Below are 15,656 nucleotides of genomic sequence, written 5' to 3'. Positions count from 1 at the left end.
GGCGTGGCGAGCGACGTAGCCCTCGGTGCGGCGCCTCGCGCGCGTGCGCACGTCGATCACGAGCAGTCCGAGCCCGTAATCGGGGAAGTAGAGGGGACAGTGGCGCGCGGTGGGCGGGCGCTCCGAGAAGTCGAGTTCCAGCGCCTCGCCCTCCCGGCACCGCAGCTGCGTGTGCTGGTCGAGCCCGCCGCTCGGAGCGCCGGCGATCGCCTCCTCGCCGTGGATGCACGCCTCGGCCAGCTCCGCGTGCGCCTCGTCCGAGTCGAGCGCGAGCCGCCACAGCGCGTTCACGGCGAGCGCCGTGGCGCACTCGAGCGCGCCCGACGACGCGAGACCGGCGCCCGGCGGGACACACGAGGTGATGGCGAGGTCCATGCCCGCGCCGTCGTACCCGCGTTCACGCAGCGCCCAGATCACGCTCGCGACGTACGCCGGCCACCCTTCGACGGAGCCGGGCTCGATGTCCTCGATCGAGCCCTCCCACGACACGCCGGGGCCGTCGAAGGCCTCGGCGCCTTCCGAAGCGACGCGGAGTACGTGGTCGTCGCGCAGGCGGGCGGCGACGTACGTGCGGTGCGACGTCACCGTCGGAAGCGACATCCCGCTGCTGTAGTCGGTGTGCTCGCCGATGATCGTCACGCGGCCGGGGGCGGACCACACGCCCTCGGCCTCGCCGCCCCAGGTCTGGGAGAGAAGCGCGCGGGACCGAGACTCCCCCTGTCCTCGAGTCCAGGGGTCGATCCATGCGACGTCCCCCATCGCCCCTCCTCCCTCCTGCCATTGTGCCTGATGCAGGGGCGATGCTCAGGGGCGGCGGCGATGGTCGTACGATGGCCTCACTCGACGATGGAGGAGGCCCCCATGGCAGACGTGACGCCCGAGCCCGCGGATGACGCCGCCCAGGGAAGCACAGGCGCCGCTGGCAAGGCGAGCGCGCGCAAGACTCCGGCGCGCAAGACCACGGCACGCAAGCCAGCGGCGAAGAGGGCTGTCACGAAGAAGCCTGCCGCAGCGAGCGCCTCCAGCAGTGCCAGCGAGACCGACGCATCGGCCGCCGCGCCCACCGAGCCGGCCGCGCCCGCCGAGCCCGCCGAACAGTTGGCGACGCCTGCGCCCGTGGCCACCGCATCGGCGTCCACAGCGCCATCCGCCGGTTCGGGATCCTTCCTTGACAAGGTGCGCGCCAATCGCATGGGCCCGCTCACCGCGGCCCTCGCGGTGGCGCTCGTGACGGCACTGCTGCTGTCGGTCCTGGTGCCCAACGAGCCCGGCCTGCTGGCGATGGTGATTCTGTCCGCAGCGCTCGCGGCCGCGGTCGGGTTCACCGTGCGCTACCTGGCACATTGCCGGGGACTGCGTCAGCAGGTGATCGCGCTGATCGCCACCGTGATCGGCGTCCACGTGATGTCGGTGACGGGCACGGTTGGCGGCGAGATCCCCGTGGTGGGCGACTTCATCGACGCGGGGATTCCGTTCGATGACGCGTTGCTGGCCGCGCTTGCGACGCCCGCGCTGTCCACGGGAGCCTTCCTGTCAGGTCTGGTCGCCGCGATCATCGCGGGCTGGGGCGAGCCCAAGCCCGGGAACTTCCACGGGCGTCGCGACTGACCCTCGAGCGGCAGAAGGCTTGCCGCTGACAGACCGCGAGAGGGTTCAGCGCGCGACGGGCGTGACGCCCAGCGAGCGCCCTGCCAGGCCGCGCTTGCGCGCACCCAGCGAGCGAGCGACCTCCCGCAGCGCCGTGGCCGCGGTCGATTCCGGGTCGCTGATGACCACGGGTGTGCCCGCGTCGCCGGCCTCGCGAGCGGCGATGTCGAGCGGCACCTGGCCGAGCAGAGGGACCGCGGTGCCGAGCGTCTTCGACAGGCGGTCGGCCACTACCTGGCCGCCGCCCTCGCCGAACACGTGCAGCCGCGACCCGTCGGACTGCTCGAGCCACGCCATGTTCTCGATCACGCCCACGACCGACTGCGAGGTCTGGGTCGCGATGGAACCCGCGCGCTCGGCGACGCCTGCCGCGGCGGACTGCGGCGTGGTCACCACCAGCAGCTCGGCGTGGGGGAGCAGCTGCGCGACGGAGATCGCGATGTCGCCCGTGCCCGGCGGCAGGTCCAGCAGCAGCACGTCGAGGTCGCCCCAGTAGACGTCCGCGAGGAACTGCTCGATCGCGCGGTGCAGCATGGGTCCACGCCACACGACGGGCTGACCCTCGGGCACGAACATGCCGATCGACACGGCCTTGACCTCGTGCGCGATGGGCGGCAGCAGCATGTCGTCGAGGCGGGTGGGCTGGCCCTTCACGCCCAGCATCCCGGGGATCGAGAAGCCGAAGATGTCCGCGTCCAGGACGCCCACCTTGAGGCCATCGGCCGCCATCGCGGCCGCGAGGTTCGCCGTCACGGTGGACTTGCCGACTCCGCCCTTGCCGGACGCGACGGCGTAGATGCGCGTCATGTTGCCGGGCTGGGTGAACTGGATCACGGGCTCCGGCTTGCCGCCGCGCAGCTGGGAGCGCAGCTCGAGGCGCTGCTCCTCGCTCATGACGCCCAGCTCGATCGCGACGTCCTCGATGCCCGCGACCTTGAAGGCCGCGCCCTTGACATCGTCGGTGATCCGCTCCTTCATGGGACAGCCCGCGGTGGTGAGATCGATGCCGATCGTGGCCTTCGCGCCATCGACGTCGACGGACCGCACCATCCCGATCTCGGTGATGGGACGGCGGATCTCGGGGTCGATCACGCGGGAGAGGGCGTCGCGGACGAGCTCGACGGTAGGCATGTGCTCCATGGTAGGCGCTGTGGGGCAGCCGCCGATCCGGTGGGCGAACGCCGTCAGCGCCGGTCAGAGTCGCTCGCGGGCTCCTTGTCGCGATCATCGTCGCGCTGGAGCTCCTCGAGCAGCGCCCGCAGCTCGGAGCGCACGAAGTCGCGCGTCGCGGTCTCATTGACCGCCTGGCGCAGCGAGGCCACCTCACGGGCCAGGTACTCGGTGTCGGCGAGCGAACGCTCGGCGCGCTGACGGTCCTGCTCGGCGGACACGCGGTCGCGGTCGTCCTGGCGGTTCTGCGCGAGCAGGATCAGCGGTGCGGCGTAGGACGCCTGGAGCGACAGCATGAGCGTCAGCGCGGTGTAGCCGTTCGAGGCCGAGTCGAACCGCAGGTCCTCGGGTGCCCAGGTGTTCCAGATCAGCCACACGATGCAGAACACGGTGAGGTACACCAGGAACCGAGGCGTGCCCAGGAAGCGGGCGATGCCCTCGGAGACGGCGCCGAACCGGTCGGAGCCCCTGCGACGGCGGCGGAAGCCGAAGCCGCGGTTCTCCGCCTTGGGACGGTCCAGGCGGTCGCTCACGACGCCACCCCCGTCTCCTCGTCATCGTCCATGTGCTCGCGCCAGTCGCTCGGGAGCAAGTGGTCGAGCACGTCGTCGATCGAGATGGCGCCCAGCAGTCGGCTGTCCTCGTCGGTGACGGGCAGTGCGAGGATGTCGTAGGCCGCCATCCGGCGCGACACCTCGGCCAGCGAGTCGCCCGGATCCAGGGGCTCGATCGCCGGGTCCGTGTAGTTGCCGATCGCGTCGTGTGGCGGCTCGCGCAGCAGACGCTGGATGTGCACCAGGCCCAGGTACTTGCCCGTGGGGGTCTCGTGCGGCGGCCGGACCACGAACACCATCGACGCGAGCGCCGGCGGGAGCTCCTGCTTGCGAACCATGGCGAGGCACTGCGCGACGGAGTACTCGGGCCCCACCATGACGGGCTCGGTGGTCATGAGGCCGCCCGCGGTGTCGTCCTCGTAGCGCAGGAGCTGCCGCACCTGGTCGGCGTCCTCGGGCTCCATCAGCTCGAGCAGCTGTGCGGCCCTGGCCTCGGGCAGGTCGCCCAGCAGGTCCGCCGCATCGTCCGGATCCATGGCCTCGAGCACGTCCGCCGCGCGATCCGTCTGCAGGGTGCCCAGGAGAGTGATCTGGTCCTCTTCTGGCAGCTCCTCGAGAACGTCGGCGAGCCGCTCGTCATCCAACGCGGCAGCGATCTCGGCCGACCGCTCCGGGGACATCTCCATGAGCGCCGCGGCAAGGTCCGCCGGCTTGTGGTCCGCGAAGCTCTGGATCACCAGCTGTGCGCCTTGGACTTCGTCGCGACGCATGAGGCCGGTGATCTGGTCGAGGTCGACTACCACGGCCTCGCCGCGGCGCGAGAAGCCCAGCACGCCCTTGCGCCGCTCAGCCTTGCGCACGTAGAGCTTCGAGACCGACCAGGTCCCTCCGCGCATCGGCTCGATTGCGATGTCCTCGATGAAGGCCTTCTCACGCCCGGCCTTGATGGTGACCGAGCGCTCGAGCAGCTCCGCGATCGCCAGTGTCTCCGAGGCGCGCGCCTTGAACCGACGCAGGTTGAGCAGGCCGGTGCAGATCACCTGGCCCGGGACGATCGAGGTGACGCGGGTGAGCGGCAGGAACACACGCCGGCGCCCGGGCACCTCCACGACGAGGCCGCCGGCCACGGGAGCCGAGCCGCGACGCATGAGGATCACCACGTCGCGCACGCGGCCCACCGCGTCGCCGATGGGGTCGAAGACGGTGGTGCCCGCGAGGCGCGCGACGTAGACGCGCTCGGCTGGCTGGCTCATGGGGTCAGCCTAGTGCGGGGAGGTGGCGATTCCTGGGAGCCGATGCGGGCGCGGGCGGGGTAGGGGGCGAGCCCCGGTCAGTGGTGGGGACGCGCCTGAGGACCCGGCGCGGTGGCGTAGGCAACGACGTGTCGAATCAGGCTGCGCATGGACGCCCAGCCGCGGACGATGTCCCCGCGAGCGGCGCGCGCCTGCTCGCGCCTCGCCTCACGCCGCCGGCGGTGGCGCTCGCGGGCCGCTGCGGCATCCTCGATGTCGAGCGCGTGCTGCGTGCGCTGGGTGCGGTACAGGCTCTCGGGATCGTTCATCAGCATGGTGGTCTCCTCCGCAGGGCGGGTCTCATGGCGGTCCGGGTGCCGCTGACTCCATGGTCGCTTCGACGGTCTCGGCCGTGAAAGGACCAGCCGTGGGCCCACTGGGTCCACCTCGATGGGTCCACCGGAATGCGCGGTGGGTCTTGCGGGAGGGGTCCACCGCCCGGCACGGTGGAGTCATGAGCGATGTTGCCGAACGGCTAGCAGGGGCGATGGCGCAGTGGGGCGCGAGCGACGGCCCGCTGTACAAGCAGCTGTCCACGTCCATCATGTCGCTCGCGGAGACGGGCGCGCTCGAGTATGGCTCGACCATGCCGTCGGAACGCGAACTCGCGGGAGCTCTGCACCTGTCGCGCAACACCGTGAAGGCCGCCTACCAGGTCCTGCGCGACGAGCAATGGCTCGAAACCCGTCAGGGGCATGCGCCCGTCCTCAAGTCCGCCTCCAAAGGCGAGGTCATGATGACGGCGATGATGCACGATGCCGTCCTGCCGGACGGGAGCGATCTCGTGAATCTCGCATGGGGCGGGCCGTCGATCGCGCCCATCGTCACCACGATGCTCACGACGCCCCTCGAGATCGATCCGGGCCTCACCGCAGCTGGCGTGGGACTGCCGGAGACCAACGGTGAGATCCTGCCCGAAGCGTTGGCGCAGATGTTTCGGGACATGGGTGTTGCCGCGTCTCCCGACGAGTTCGCGATCACCAATGGAGGGCTTCACTCGCTGTCGCTGCTGCTGGATGCTCTCGTGCGACCTCCGGCGACCATCGTGCTCGAGGACATCGTGTGGGGAGACGTGCCCGACACGGTCAACCGCAGCCGTGCCCGGGTCGCCTCCATGCCGATGGACGAGCACGGCATCGTCGCGGACCTCGCTGTCCAGATCATCCACGCGGCGCGGCCCGAGCTCATCCTCACCACGAACTTCCACAACCCCACCGGTGTCACCATCCCCGAGGACACGGCGATCGCGATCCTGCGGGCGGCTGCCGACGTGGGTGCCATCGTGGTCGACAACCGATGCGCCGCAGAGCTCGCGATGGCGTCGGACATGCCTCGCCCGCTCGCCGCGTATGACTCGGGAGCGTCCGTCATCACGCTCGGCTCGATGTCGAAGGTGTTCTGGCATGGACTGAAGATTGGCTGGATCCACGCGAACCCCACGTTGGCCAAGCACCTGCAGCGGATGCGCGACTTCTATGACTGCGGGGCCCCGCCCGTGATGCAGCATCTCGCCGGCATACTCATGCGCGACCACTGGGAGAGCACGGCTCAGTGGCGCCGGGACCAGATCAACGCGTCGATGCAGGCGGGCATCGACCAGATCAATGCGAGCGGACTGCCGGTCGAGATCAACATGCCGCCCGGTGGAGCGTGGCTGTGGCTGCGCACGCCGGGCTACGATCCTGTGGCTCTCATGAAACGTGCGCGTCGCGAGGGCGTGATGGTCACTCCGGGCCCGCTGTACGCCACGCGACCGGGTGCCGACTCCCAGGCGATCCGCGTGTCCTGCGTCGGACAGCCCGCGGAGGTGCGGGCCGGCATCGACCGCCTCGCGCTGGCCTTCTAGGAGCAGAGCCCCTCACCCGCGCACCGCGCGCCAGCACCGCAGCATCGCTTCCGCGCTGGCATCCACATCGTCGTCCGTGGTCGCGGAGTCGGACACGGAGATGCGCATGGCTCGGCGGCCCTTCCACGCCGTCGCCCCCGCCCAGGTGGTGCCCTCGGCCTGGATCGCGGCGATGGTCGCGTCGGTCTCACGCTCGTCGCCGAACGCGACCAGCACCTGGTTGAGCTCGACCGGAGCGAGGATCTCCGCACCTCCCGCCGCGAGCGCGCTCGAGAACCGGCGAGCCTGCTCGCAGTGGCGGTCGATGAGCGCCGCGAGGCCGTCGCGGCCGTGGGTGGCGAGCATCGCCCAGGTCTCGATCGCACGGGCCCGCTGGGAGATCTGGATGCCGCGGTTCATGGGGGCGTCGGCCGCAAAACGCAGATACGCAGCGTCGCCCGCCATCGCGCGGTGGAGGTCCTCGCCGTCGCGCACAACGACGATTCCGGAGTCGTAGGGCACCGACAGCCACTTGTGCGCATCGGTCGCCCAGGAGTCCGCGAGGTCGACGCCCGCCACGCGGTGCCGGTGGGTGGCCGACGCCGCGGCCCACAGTCCGAACGCGCCGTCGACGTGCACCCACCCGCCGCGCTCCCGCACGCCGGGAATGACCGCGCCAAAGGGATCGGAGGCGCCGGTGTTGACGTTGCCCGCCTGCAGCAGGACCACGGTGAGATCGTCCGTGTCGGTGGGGAACGCATCGGCCCTTACTGCGCCCGTGCCATCGGTGGGCACGCGCTCGATCTGCTCCTCGCCGAACCCCGCAAGGCGGAGCGCCTTGAGCGCGGAGGCGTGCACCTCCTCGCCCACCACCACGCGCAGGCGGGGCGCGCCTTGAAGCCCCTGCTCTGCGACCGACCAGCCGCGCCGCGCGAGCAGCGCATCCCGGCCGGCGATGATGCCGGTGAGGTTCGCGACGGTGGCGCCCCCGTTGAACGCGGCGACGGCCGTGGAGGGCAGACCGAGCGCCTCGATCACCCAGGCGCACGCGACGGCGTCGATGGCCTGGCCGGTGGGGGAGCCACCGCCGACGTTCTGGTCCCACGCTCCGGCAAGGATGCTCGCGGCGCCGGCCGTGGGGTCGGTCCCGCCCGTGACGAAGCCGAAGTATCGACCGCCGTTGACCACCGTGGTGGCCGGCGAGCCGAAGGCATCGAGCTCCGCGAGCACCTCGCGCGGCTCGCGGCCGGTCGTGGGTAGCGAGGTGCGGAAGGCGTCGAGCGCGGCGACCGCCTCTGCGGACGGCGCCACGGGCCGATGCGCGGCGCTCGCGACGTACGAGCCCGCCCTGCGAGCGGCCTCCGTGATGAGGCCGATGCGCTCGCGAGCACGAGCCAGCGAGGCCGGGTGGGTGTGGGCCTGGGTCAGCTGCGTGGTGGTCATGCCACGAGCATGCGCGCGACTGGCACCTCAGGAAAAGTGCCAGCCGATGATCGACTGGCACTTGTGCGCGGGTGCCAGTTGGAGGTGGGATGGCTCCATGCGCACCACAGCAGACCAGCTCCGCGACGTCCTCGACCACTGGCAGTCGGGCACCGGGCCGCTCTACTCGCAGCTCGCCGACGCCATCGTGTCGCTGGCTGAGGCAGGCTCGCTCGACCACGGCACGCGACTCCCCTCCGAGCGGGCGCTCGCGGAGGCCCTGCACCTGTCGCGCAACACCGTCACGGCCGCGTATCAGCGGCTGCGCGACGACGAGTGGCTCGAGGTGCGGCCCGGTGCGGCACCCACGCTGGGCGCGCGGGCGCGCGGGCTCGACGGCATGTCGTACCAGGACCGCTTCGCGAAGATTCTGCCCGGGTCGCGCGCGCCGCTCGTCGGGCTGTCGTCCGCCTGCCCGCCGCCGGCCCCCGTGGTGTCGCAGGCGTTCTCGGATCCGGCGCTGATGATCGACGGCGCGGTCGCGTCAGGCACCGGCTATGCGGCTCTCGGCGACCCCGACCTGGTGCGGGCCATCGTGGAGCATCTCCGGTCACGCGGTATCGCAGCGCGCCCGGACGAGATCGTGGTGACGTCCGGCGGTCAGCAGGCCCTGTGGCTGGCGGTCACGGCGCTCGCGGGTCCGTCGTGCCCGGTGGCGATGGAGGCGGTCGCGTATCCGGGAGTCTTCGACGCCATCGGCTCAGCGGGTTCACGTCCGCTCGCGCTGCCGATGGGGTCTGACGGGCTGGACGTCGCGGCGTCGGTCAAGCTGATCCGTGCGGCGCGGCCCGACGTCGCGTACCTCACCACCTTTCAGAACCCGACCGGCACCGTCGTCGAGCCCGAGGCCGCCGAGCGGCTGCTGGCGGCCGCGCATGCCGCAGGCACGACGGTGATCGACGACCGGATCACCGCGGACCTTGCCCTCGACGGCGTGCCGCGCCCGCCTCTCGCCGCGCTCCCCGGGGCGCGAGGCGCGTCCGTGGTGACCATCGGCGGCCTGTCGAAGGTGTTCTGGGGTGGCATGCGCATCGGCTGGCTGCACTCGAACGCGACGCTCGCCGCCCAGCTGCGCAATCGCAAGGCGGCGATGGACCTGGGCAGCCCAGCTTTCATGCAGCAACTCGCCACGCGATTCCTGACGGAGCACTACGAGGAGACGCTCGCCTGGCGTCTGGAGTCGATGCGCGAGTCGCTCGCGGCCACGGTGGACGCGATCGTCGAGCACGGCCTGGACTGGGAGTTCCGCAACCCGGACGGCGGGCCGAGCCTCTGGGTGCGGGTACCCGGGTCGAACGCCGAGCGCTTCGCCGCGCGTGCCTCGGATGCTGGTGTCCCGGTCGCGCCGGGCACGGCCTTTGAGGTGATCCCGGGAGCGGGTGCGCAGCATTTCCGTCTGCCGTTCTACCTGCCGCCAGAGGACATGCGGCTGGGCGTCAAGGTGCTCGCGGAGCGCGCCGCCTGAGTTGGTCTCTTGGCCAGGCGGTGACGCTAGTGTGACGTCACGACCTGAGGGGGCTGGAGTGCTGCTTTTCTACGTGGACGAGAGTGGAGTGACGGGCTTCAATGGGCACGCCACCTCGAGGCTCGCGACTTCGTTCACCCTCGCGGCTGCGGCGATTCCCGACGAGTCGCGGAGCTCCGTCGCGGCGGAGTTCGTCGCGATCAAGAAGCGGTTCTTTGGAGAGCCGCAGGTTGCTGCTCCGTGGAGCGGGACCGAGATCAAGGGGCGCTACCTCTGGCAGGTCCACCGGCGTCTTGAAGGCGGACCTCCGGGTGATCTCCCATCGGCGTATGCCGCGATCGACTCCAAGTACGAGTTCAACTTGCTCTTGCACGCGCTGGAACGGTTGCTGGCCAAGTTCCGCCCCGTCGTGTTCGCAGTGGTCGTCGACAAGCGGGCCTTGCACGAGTCAGACCCGTCGGCGAGTCCTCTCGGAGTCGCCTATGCATCTCTCTATCAAAGTGTCGCCCTCACCATGGAGCACGTCTATGGCGGCGCGACCGCGGCGTTCGTCGCAGACCAGCAGACGGAGCACGAGCGCTTCTTCGAGACCGGTGCGATGAGGGCCGTCATGTCCCAGCGTGCATCACGTGGAAAGTACCGTCCCACCTTCCATTACATCCTCGACAAGCCCATCTGGATCGACTCTGCGCTCTCAACATGGGATCGCGAGATTATCCAGCTTGCTGACCTCGCGGCCTTCACCACGCGAGCGTGGTTCGCGGACGCAGCAGCACCAGATGCGAGGCACTTCTTGTGGGAAGCGATGAGGCCGTGCCTCGCGGCCGACTGGCGCAAGGGGACGTCTCCACGAGGGGCCGGTCTTACCGTCCTGCCAGAGATCGGTTCCGCGTTTCCGGAACTCTAGGCGGTTCGCACTACGCAGAGGCGAGCAGACGCGCGGACTCGACTCGCGCATCGGCCTCAAGGGCGCCGTGCGCCGTGATGACCTCGTCTGCGCCTACCGAGGCTGCGAACTCGTCGACCCATGCGCGCGCGTCTGCGCCAGTGCCCACGGCCGTGCAGCGCATCATGTCGGCGACCTTCTCGCCTTGGGGGGATGCGAGGAAGGCGTCGATCTCCGCGTCGGAGTAGTCCGGGGTGGCCGCGCCGCGCTTGAGCATCGAGCGGACGCGCACGCGGCGGCTCCGGGCGAACTGGTCGGCGGCGTCGTCGGCGCCCGCCGCGGCGAACACGTTCGCTCCCACGATGACGTACGGTTCCGACAGCTGCTCGCTGGGCTGGAAGCCCTCGCGGTACGCCGCGACGGCCGGGTGCAACGCATCGGGCGCGAAATGCGACGCGAACGCGTACGGCAGTCCCAGCTGGGCGGCGAGCTGCGCGCCGAACAGCGAGCTGCCGAGGATGTAGAGGGGGACGTGGGTGCCGCTCCCCGGCGTCGCCGTCACGCCGTGGACGCGTGACTCGTCGCCCAGATAACCCTGGAGCTCGAGCACGTCCTGCGGGAACCGGTCGGAGGCTTCGGGCGTGCGGCGCAGGGCTGCGAATACCGCGCGGTCGCCACCGGGCGCGCGACCCAGGCCCAGGTCGATGCGGCCCGGGTGGAGCTCGGCGAGCGTGCCGTACTGCTCGGCGATCGCCAGGGGAGAGTGGTTGGGGAGCATGACGCCGCCCGCGCCCAGTCGGATCTGCTCCGTGTGCGCCGCGACGTGCGCGATGAGTACGCTCGTCGCCGCTGAGGCGATGCGCTCCATGTTGTGATGCTCGGCGTACCAGACCCGTTCATAGTCAGCGGACTCAGCGGCTCGCGCCAGCGCGACGGAGTAGCGGAATGAGTCGGCGGGCGTCTCACCGGGTGCCACGGGCGCGAGGTCGAGGACGGACAGCGTGGGGCTCATGGGTCTCCTGCAGTGGGGGTGGCGTCAGCGCAACACTCACGCCCGCCAGGCTATGCCCGCCCGGTCGCTCCGCGATCCGGGTCTGGTGCGCGCTGGCAGTCGCTGAGTGCCTGGATTGTCGCTGATCACGGCACTCAGCGACTGCCAGGGTGCACAGCCGCGCCGCGGCTACTCGCGGTCGGCGCCCGATGCAGCCAACGCATCGGACCCACCGTCGCCTGAAGGCCCGTCGACCTCACGCGAGCGGCGCACGCGCACGGTGACGAGGTGGATCGTCAACGCGAGCACGAACGCGCCCGCGAACAGTGCCAGCGCCGCGAGCGGGTCCTCCATCAGCGTCGGGTCGATCGCCATCACGGCGGCGAGCACCAGCATGGTGACACCGGCGAAGAGCTTGAGCATCTCGCCATGCTTGTCCTGCAGCTTGGTCGCGCGCAGGGTCACGACCGCGATGCCGAAGAGGATCAGCTCGTCGAGCAGGTACGGGATCATGTAGGCCGCGAACAGCCCGGCGGTCTCGGCCGGCCCCACATCGTTGGCGTGCAGCATGCCCGTCCACAGCACCGGGAAGCCTGCCGTGCACGGCGCTTCGAGCAGCGAGACCCCCACGGCGAGGACCAGCGTCGCGCCGATCGCGGGAATCAACGCCTCCTTGCCCGCCGCCTCGCGCATGCGTTTGTAGATGCCGGGCTTGTCCTCCTTGCGGATGGTGAAGGACACGCCCTTGCCGAACGCGAAGTAGTCCTTGACGGACACGATGCCGAAGATCCCCGCCACGACTGCGACGGCGATCTGGATCCAGCCCATGAAGCCCACGACGGCGAGCGCCGAGTAGAAGGCCGCCATGTACAGCCCGTACATCACGGCCGTGACCACGAGGAAGGTCGTGCCGATCGCGATCACCCGCCTGCGCGAGTTCGTGCGCAGCACGATGGTGAGCAGGATCGACAGCACCCACAGCGAGCACGGGTTGATGCCGTCGACGAAGCCGATCACCACCGTCGACAGCAGCAGCGAGTCGGCGGAGACCGTCACGTCTCCCACGATCGGCACCGAAAGGGTGGTTTCGGGGGCCTCCGCGGAGCAGACCGTGCCGTCCTCGGAGCAGGTCCCGGCGCCCTCCGTGCCGAACACCCCGGCGCGGAGCTCGCCGCCTGCCTCGACCGTGGCGATCGCCCCGGCCATGTCCTGCTCGATCTGATCCGTCCAGCCGATCCACACGCGTTCGCCCATGATCGTGGTGGGAACCGAGCCGGCGGCGAAGCCCAGCCGCTCGCCCTCGGCGGCGAAGAGCTCTTGGTTCGCGGCGTCGTTCCACACCTCGTACTGCACGATGTCGAGATCGGGGTACTGGGCCTGGGCGGTTGCGAGCCACTCCTTCTGGGCGGCGCAGTTGGGGCAGCCGTCGCCCCAGAAGAGGACCAGGTCCGCGTCCGCATCGACCGTGCCTGCGGACTCGGGCGCGGCGACCGGCGCCGGCTCGGCGCCGGACTGGATCGTGCCCGCCGGCGCTGCGGCGGCGGCGTTCGCGTTGCCGCCGGCGAGGGCGAGGCCCGCGAGCGCCAGCAGCGCTCCGCACGCGATGGCGAGCGCGCGCTGCACGCGCGTCAGCGGGGTGTGCATGTCTCTCCTGGGGCTCACGTGGCCGGTTGCGGCCAGGGTAGGCGCGCGAGTCGGCGCCCAGAGGGGCCCTAGGTCCCGTCGCGGAGAGCACGCCGCAGCCGGGGACCGCGGCGGCCAGAGCCCGCAGGGCGTGTCAGGGCGCCGGGTAGCCCACCCCCAGCGCAAAGCCCGCTACGGAGAGGTACTCGGTCTCGCACGCGCCGCCGCCGTCAGCCTCCGCGCAACGCGTCACCGAGCCGATGGGGCACAGCAGCACGCCGGCCGCGAACGCGATCCAGCCCCAACGCCACACGGCACGACGCCGCTCGCTCCACTCGCGCGTGGCCACGCGCTACGCCTTGCGGTGGCGTCGCATCCAGGCCTCGACCGCATCGGCCTCCCGGGGAAGGGCAGCAGACAGGTTGTCGACGCCGTCCTCGGTCACGAGGACGTCATCCTCGATGCGGATGCCGATGCCGCGCAGCTCCTCGGGCACCGCCAGGTCCCCGGCCTTGAAGTACAGGCCGGGCTCGATGGTGAAGACCATGCCCGGCTCGAGCGGGCCGTCCATGTACAGCTCGCGCTTGGCCTGGGCGCAGTCGTGCACGTCCAGCCCCAGGTGGTGCGACGTCGAGTGCACCATCCACCGACGGAACAGCTTGGACTCCTCGTGCTCGGACTCGGGCACAATGCCCCATTCGCGCAGCCGCGTCTCGATGACGTCCATCGCGGCCTCGTGCACGTCGCGGAAGGAGACACCGGGGCGGGCCACGGCGAACGCGGCGTCAGCGGCCTCGAGCACCACGTCGTAGACACGCCGCTGCACCGGCGAGAACTCGCCGTTGACCGGCATGGTGCGCGTGATGTCCGCGGTGTAGAGACTCTCGACCTCGACGCCCGCGTCGAGGAGAAGCAGGTCGCCGTCGTGGACCTGGCCGTGATTCGTGATCCAGTGCAGCGTGGTGGCGTGGTCGCCGGAGGCCGCGATGGTCTCGTAGCCCACCGCGTTGCCCTCTTCACGAGCGTGGCCGTCGAAGGTCGCCTCGATCACGCGCTCGCCGCGCTTGTGCGCGATCGCGCGCGGCAGCTCGCCCACGACCCGCTCGAAGCCGGCGATGGTTGCGTCCACCGCGTCGCGCAGTTGCTGGACCTCCCACTCGTCCTTGACCAGGCGCATCTCCGACAGCGCGCGGCGCACGGGCTTGTGCGGGTGCGCGGCGAGGCGGATGTCGCTGGACAGCTCGCTCAACGGGGCCGTCGCGATTCCCGTCATGGCCGCGAACTCCTCGAGCCCGGGGCGACGTCCAATCCAGAACTCGCCCGAACGCGGATCCGTGTAGAAGCCATCCTCGTCCTTGCCCGCGGGGGGCACCAGGTACAGCGTCGCGTCGTGGCCGCCGGCGACGGGCTCCATCACCAGGACGGCACCCGGCTCGCGGTCCGTGCCTAGACCCGTGAGGTACGCGAAGTCGCGGTCGGGGGAGAAGCGGTAGTCGGTGTCGTTCGACCGCACCTTGAGGTCCCCGGCAGGGGCGACGATGCGCCTGCCGGGGAAGCGCTCGGACAGTCGCGCGCGGCGCTCGGCGGCGAAGGCGGCCGATGCCATGGGTGCGGTCTCGAGATCGTCCGGCTCGGCCCACTCGGAGCCGATCCACGCTTTGAACTCGTCGTTGTCGGGGCGCAGCGCCCGTGCCTTGTTGGACTTGTCTGACTGCTCGTCTGTCACCGCACCATGGTCGCACGACAGACCCGCAGCCAGGTGCGTCCGGCGGGTCGGAGGGAACTGCACGTGGGGGAGGCGGATGGCGTGATGCGACGCGCAGCGGGCTGATGTCCCCGCACGGAAAGTGAAACCGATCACATCGGTTTGTCGCCGCAATCTCGCGAGCTCTACAGTTTCCTTCGCTTTGAGGGCACGTCGTGTCCTCCTGAGGGGAGACCAAATCATGAGGCGCCTACGCCTGCCTGCTGGCATGCTGTCCGGAATCACTGTGGCAGCCATCACCGCCGCGAGCGCGGCACCTGCTGCGGCCATCTCGAGCGACCCCCGCGATCTCGCGGACCTCGAGGCGGCGGCCGCCTCCGCGGCGCAAGCGGCTGACGCGGCCTTCATCGACGCCGACTGGGAGACGGTCCTGGTCAAGGCGAATGCCTTCGACGCCGTCCACGCGGAGATCGAGGCGCGCCGCGCCGCCGCCGCCGCGGTCGCCGCCTCCGCGCTCACCGCCCGTGACGCTGCTGAGGTCACCGCGACCGAGGCCCAGGAGCTTCACCGAGAGAAGCAGATTGCGCGCAACAAGGCGAAGTCCGCGGCGGACGAGCAGGAGGCAGTTGTCGACTCCGCTCGCAAGGCTCGCAACAAGGCCGTCACCGCGCTGCGCGCGGCCAATGACGAGGTCGAGCGTCTTGAGGGTCTCGAGCCCGGAGTCGAGCAGGACATTGCTGACGCTGAGGAGCTCGTGGGCTCGTCGCAGTCCGCGCTGACTGCGGCCGAGGAAGCGTATGCGACGCCCGTCATCGAGCTCATCGGCGCCCAGTCGTGGTGGACTGATGTCATCTCGGACCCGATCACGGTCGCCCAGCTCTTCGATCGCATCGCAGCCGCGAAGGCAGACGTCGAAGCCTTCCGCGTCACGGCCCAGGACGCCCAGGACGCAATCAACGGCGCCCAGGATGAGCTCGACCGCGCGACCGGCTTCGTGGCGCGCCTGGTTTCGGCGG

Annotated in this window: 15 protein-coding genes; 5 read left to right on the top strand and 10 right to left on the bottom strand. The window is 70.5% G+C overall.

Going from position 1 to position 15,656, the window contains the following annotated elements:
• On the bottom strand, positions 1-759 hold a 759-nt coding region (locus tag QZ483_RS08250), incomplete at its 3' end, for a galactokinase family protein (RefSeq protein WP_297082828.1).
• A 102-nt stretch (positions 760-861) separates the two neighbouring features.
• On the opposite strand from QZ483_RS08250, the gene QZ483_RS08245 reads away from it, so the two are divergent.
• A complete protein-coding gene (locus QZ483_RS08245; RefSeq protein ID WP_297082826.1) occupies positions 862-1,608 on the top strand; it encodes a hypothetical protein in 747 nt (248 codons plus the stop codon).
• A 45-nt stretch (positions 1,609-1,653) separates the two neighbouring features.
• Here QZ483_RS08245 and QZ483_RS08240 read toward each other — a convergent pair whose 3' ends face one another.
• The 4 genes from QZ483_RS08240 to QZ483_RS08225 form a co-directional block, all read right to left on the bottom strand.
• A complete protein-coding gene (locus tag QZ483_RS08240) occupies positions 1,654-2,778 on the bottom strand; it encodes an Mrp/NBP35 family ATP-binding protein (protein ID WP_297082824.1) in 1,125 nt (374 codons plus the stop codon).
• A gap of 53 nt (positions 2,779-2,831) precedes the next feature.
• The gene (locus tag QZ483_RS08235) at positions 2,832-3,350 is read right to left on the bottom strand and encodes a DUF1003 domain-containing protein (RefSeq protein ID WP_297082821.1); all 519 of its coding nucleotides are present in this window, start codon (positions 3,348-3,350) and stop codon (positions 2,832-2,834) included.
• Positions 3,347-4,624, bottom strand: a complete 1,278-nt coding sequence (locus QZ483_RS08230) for a magnesium transporter MgtE N-terminal domain-containing protein (protein WP_297082819.1) — start codon at positions 4,622-4,624, stop codon at positions 3,347-3,349. The genes QZ483_RS08235 and QZ483_RS08230 overlap by 4 nt, the downstream gene beginning before the upstream one ends.
• Positions 4,625-4,701: 77 nt before the next feature.
• Positions 4,702-4,938, bottom strand: a complete 237-nt coding sequence (locus QZ483_RS08225) for a hypothetical protein (RefSeq protein WP_297082817.1) — start codon at positions 4,936-4,938, stop codon at positions 4,702-4,704.
• 179 nt (positions 4,939-5,117) lie between these two features.
• Between QZ483_RS08225 and QZ483_RS08220 the strand changes: the two genes are divergently transcribed.
• The gene (locus tag QZ483_RS08220; RefSeq protein WP_297082815.1) at positions 5,118-6,509 is read left to right on the top strand and encodes a PLP-dependent aminotransferase family protein; all 1,392 of its coding nucleotides are present in this window, start codon (positions 5,118-5,120) and stop codon (positions 6,507-6,509) included.
• 12 nt (positions 6,510-6,521) lie between these two features.
• Here QZ483_RS08220 and QZ483_RS08215 read toward each other — a convergent pair whose 3' ends face one another.
• A complete protein-coding gene (locus tag QZ483_RS08215) occupies positions 6,522-7,931 on the bottom strand; it encodes a pyridoxal-dependent decarboxylase (protein ID WP_297082812.1) in 1,410 nt (469 codons plus the stop codon).
• Positions 7,932-8,028: 97 nt separating this feature from the next.
• On the opposite strand from QZ483_RS08215, the gene QZ483_RS08210 reads away from it, so the two are divergent.
• Together QZ483_RS08210 and QZ483_RS08205 are read left to right on the top strand one after the other, a co-directional pair.
• Positions 8,029-9,435, top strand: a complete 1,407-nt coding sequence (locus QZ483_RS08210) for a PLP-dependent aminotransferase family protein (RefSeq protein WP_297082810.1) — start codon at positions 8,029-8,031, stop codon at positions 9,433-9,435.
• A 58-nt stretch (positions 9,436-9,493) separates the two neighbouring features.
• The gene (locus QZ483_RS08205) at positions 9,494-10,342 is read left to right on the top strand and encodes a DUF3800 domain-containing protein (protein ID WP_297082808.1); all 849 of its coding nucleotides are present in this window, start codon (positions 9,494-9,496) and stop codon (positions 10,340-10,342) included.
• A gap of 10 nt (positions 10,343-10,352) precedes the next feature.
• Here the strand turns inward: QZ483_RS08205 and QZ483_RS08200 are convergent, their stop codons facing one another.
• The 4 genes from QZ483_RS08200 to QZ483_RS08185 all read right to left on the bottom strand — a co-directional run bounded on the left by QZ483_RS08200 (position 10,353) and on the right by QZ483_RS08185 (position 14,661).
• Complete coding sequence (locus QZ483_RS08200; protein ID WP_297082806.1) at positions 10,353-11,333, bottom strand: LLM class flavin-dependent oxidoreductase; 981 nt, start codon at positions 11,331-11,333, stop codon at positions 10,353-10,355.
• 168 nt (positions 11,334-11,501) lie between these two features.
• Positions 11,502-12,956 (bottom strand): hypothetical protein, encoded by a 1,455-nt coding sequence (locus QZ483_RS08195; protein ID WP_297082804.1) that lies wholly within the window; start codon positions 12,954-12,956, stop codon positions 11,502-11,504.
• Between the two features lie 133 nt (positions 12,957-13,089).
• Entirely contained in the window at positions 13,090-13,284 is a 195-nt protein-coding gene (locus tag QZ483_RS08190; RefSeq protein ID WP_297082800.1) for a hypothetical protein, read from the bottom strand.
• A gap of 3 nt (positions 13,285-13,287) precedes the next feature.
• On the bottom strand, positions 13,288-14,661 hold the full coding sequence (locus QZ483_RS08185; protein ID WP_367117093.1) for an aminopeptidase P family protein: 1,374 nt from the start codon (positions 14,659-14,661) through the stop codon (positions 13,288-13,290).
• A 220-nt stretch (positions 14,662-14,881) separates the two neighbouring features.
• Here QZ483_RS08185 and QZ483_RS08180 point away from each other — a divergent pair.
• On the top strand, positions 14,882-15,656 hold a 775-nt coding region (locus tag QZ483_RS08180), incomplete at its 3' end, for a hypothetical protein (RefSeq protein WP_297082798.1).

It is taken from the genome of uncultured Demequina sp., assembly GCF_913055775.1.
Taxonomy (GTDB): domain Bacteria; phylum Actinomycetota; class Actinomycetes; order Actinomycetales; family Demequinaceae; genus Demequina.
Note: the sequence above shows the minus strand (reverse complement) of the source record. Positions and strands in the feature narration are given on the sequence as shown.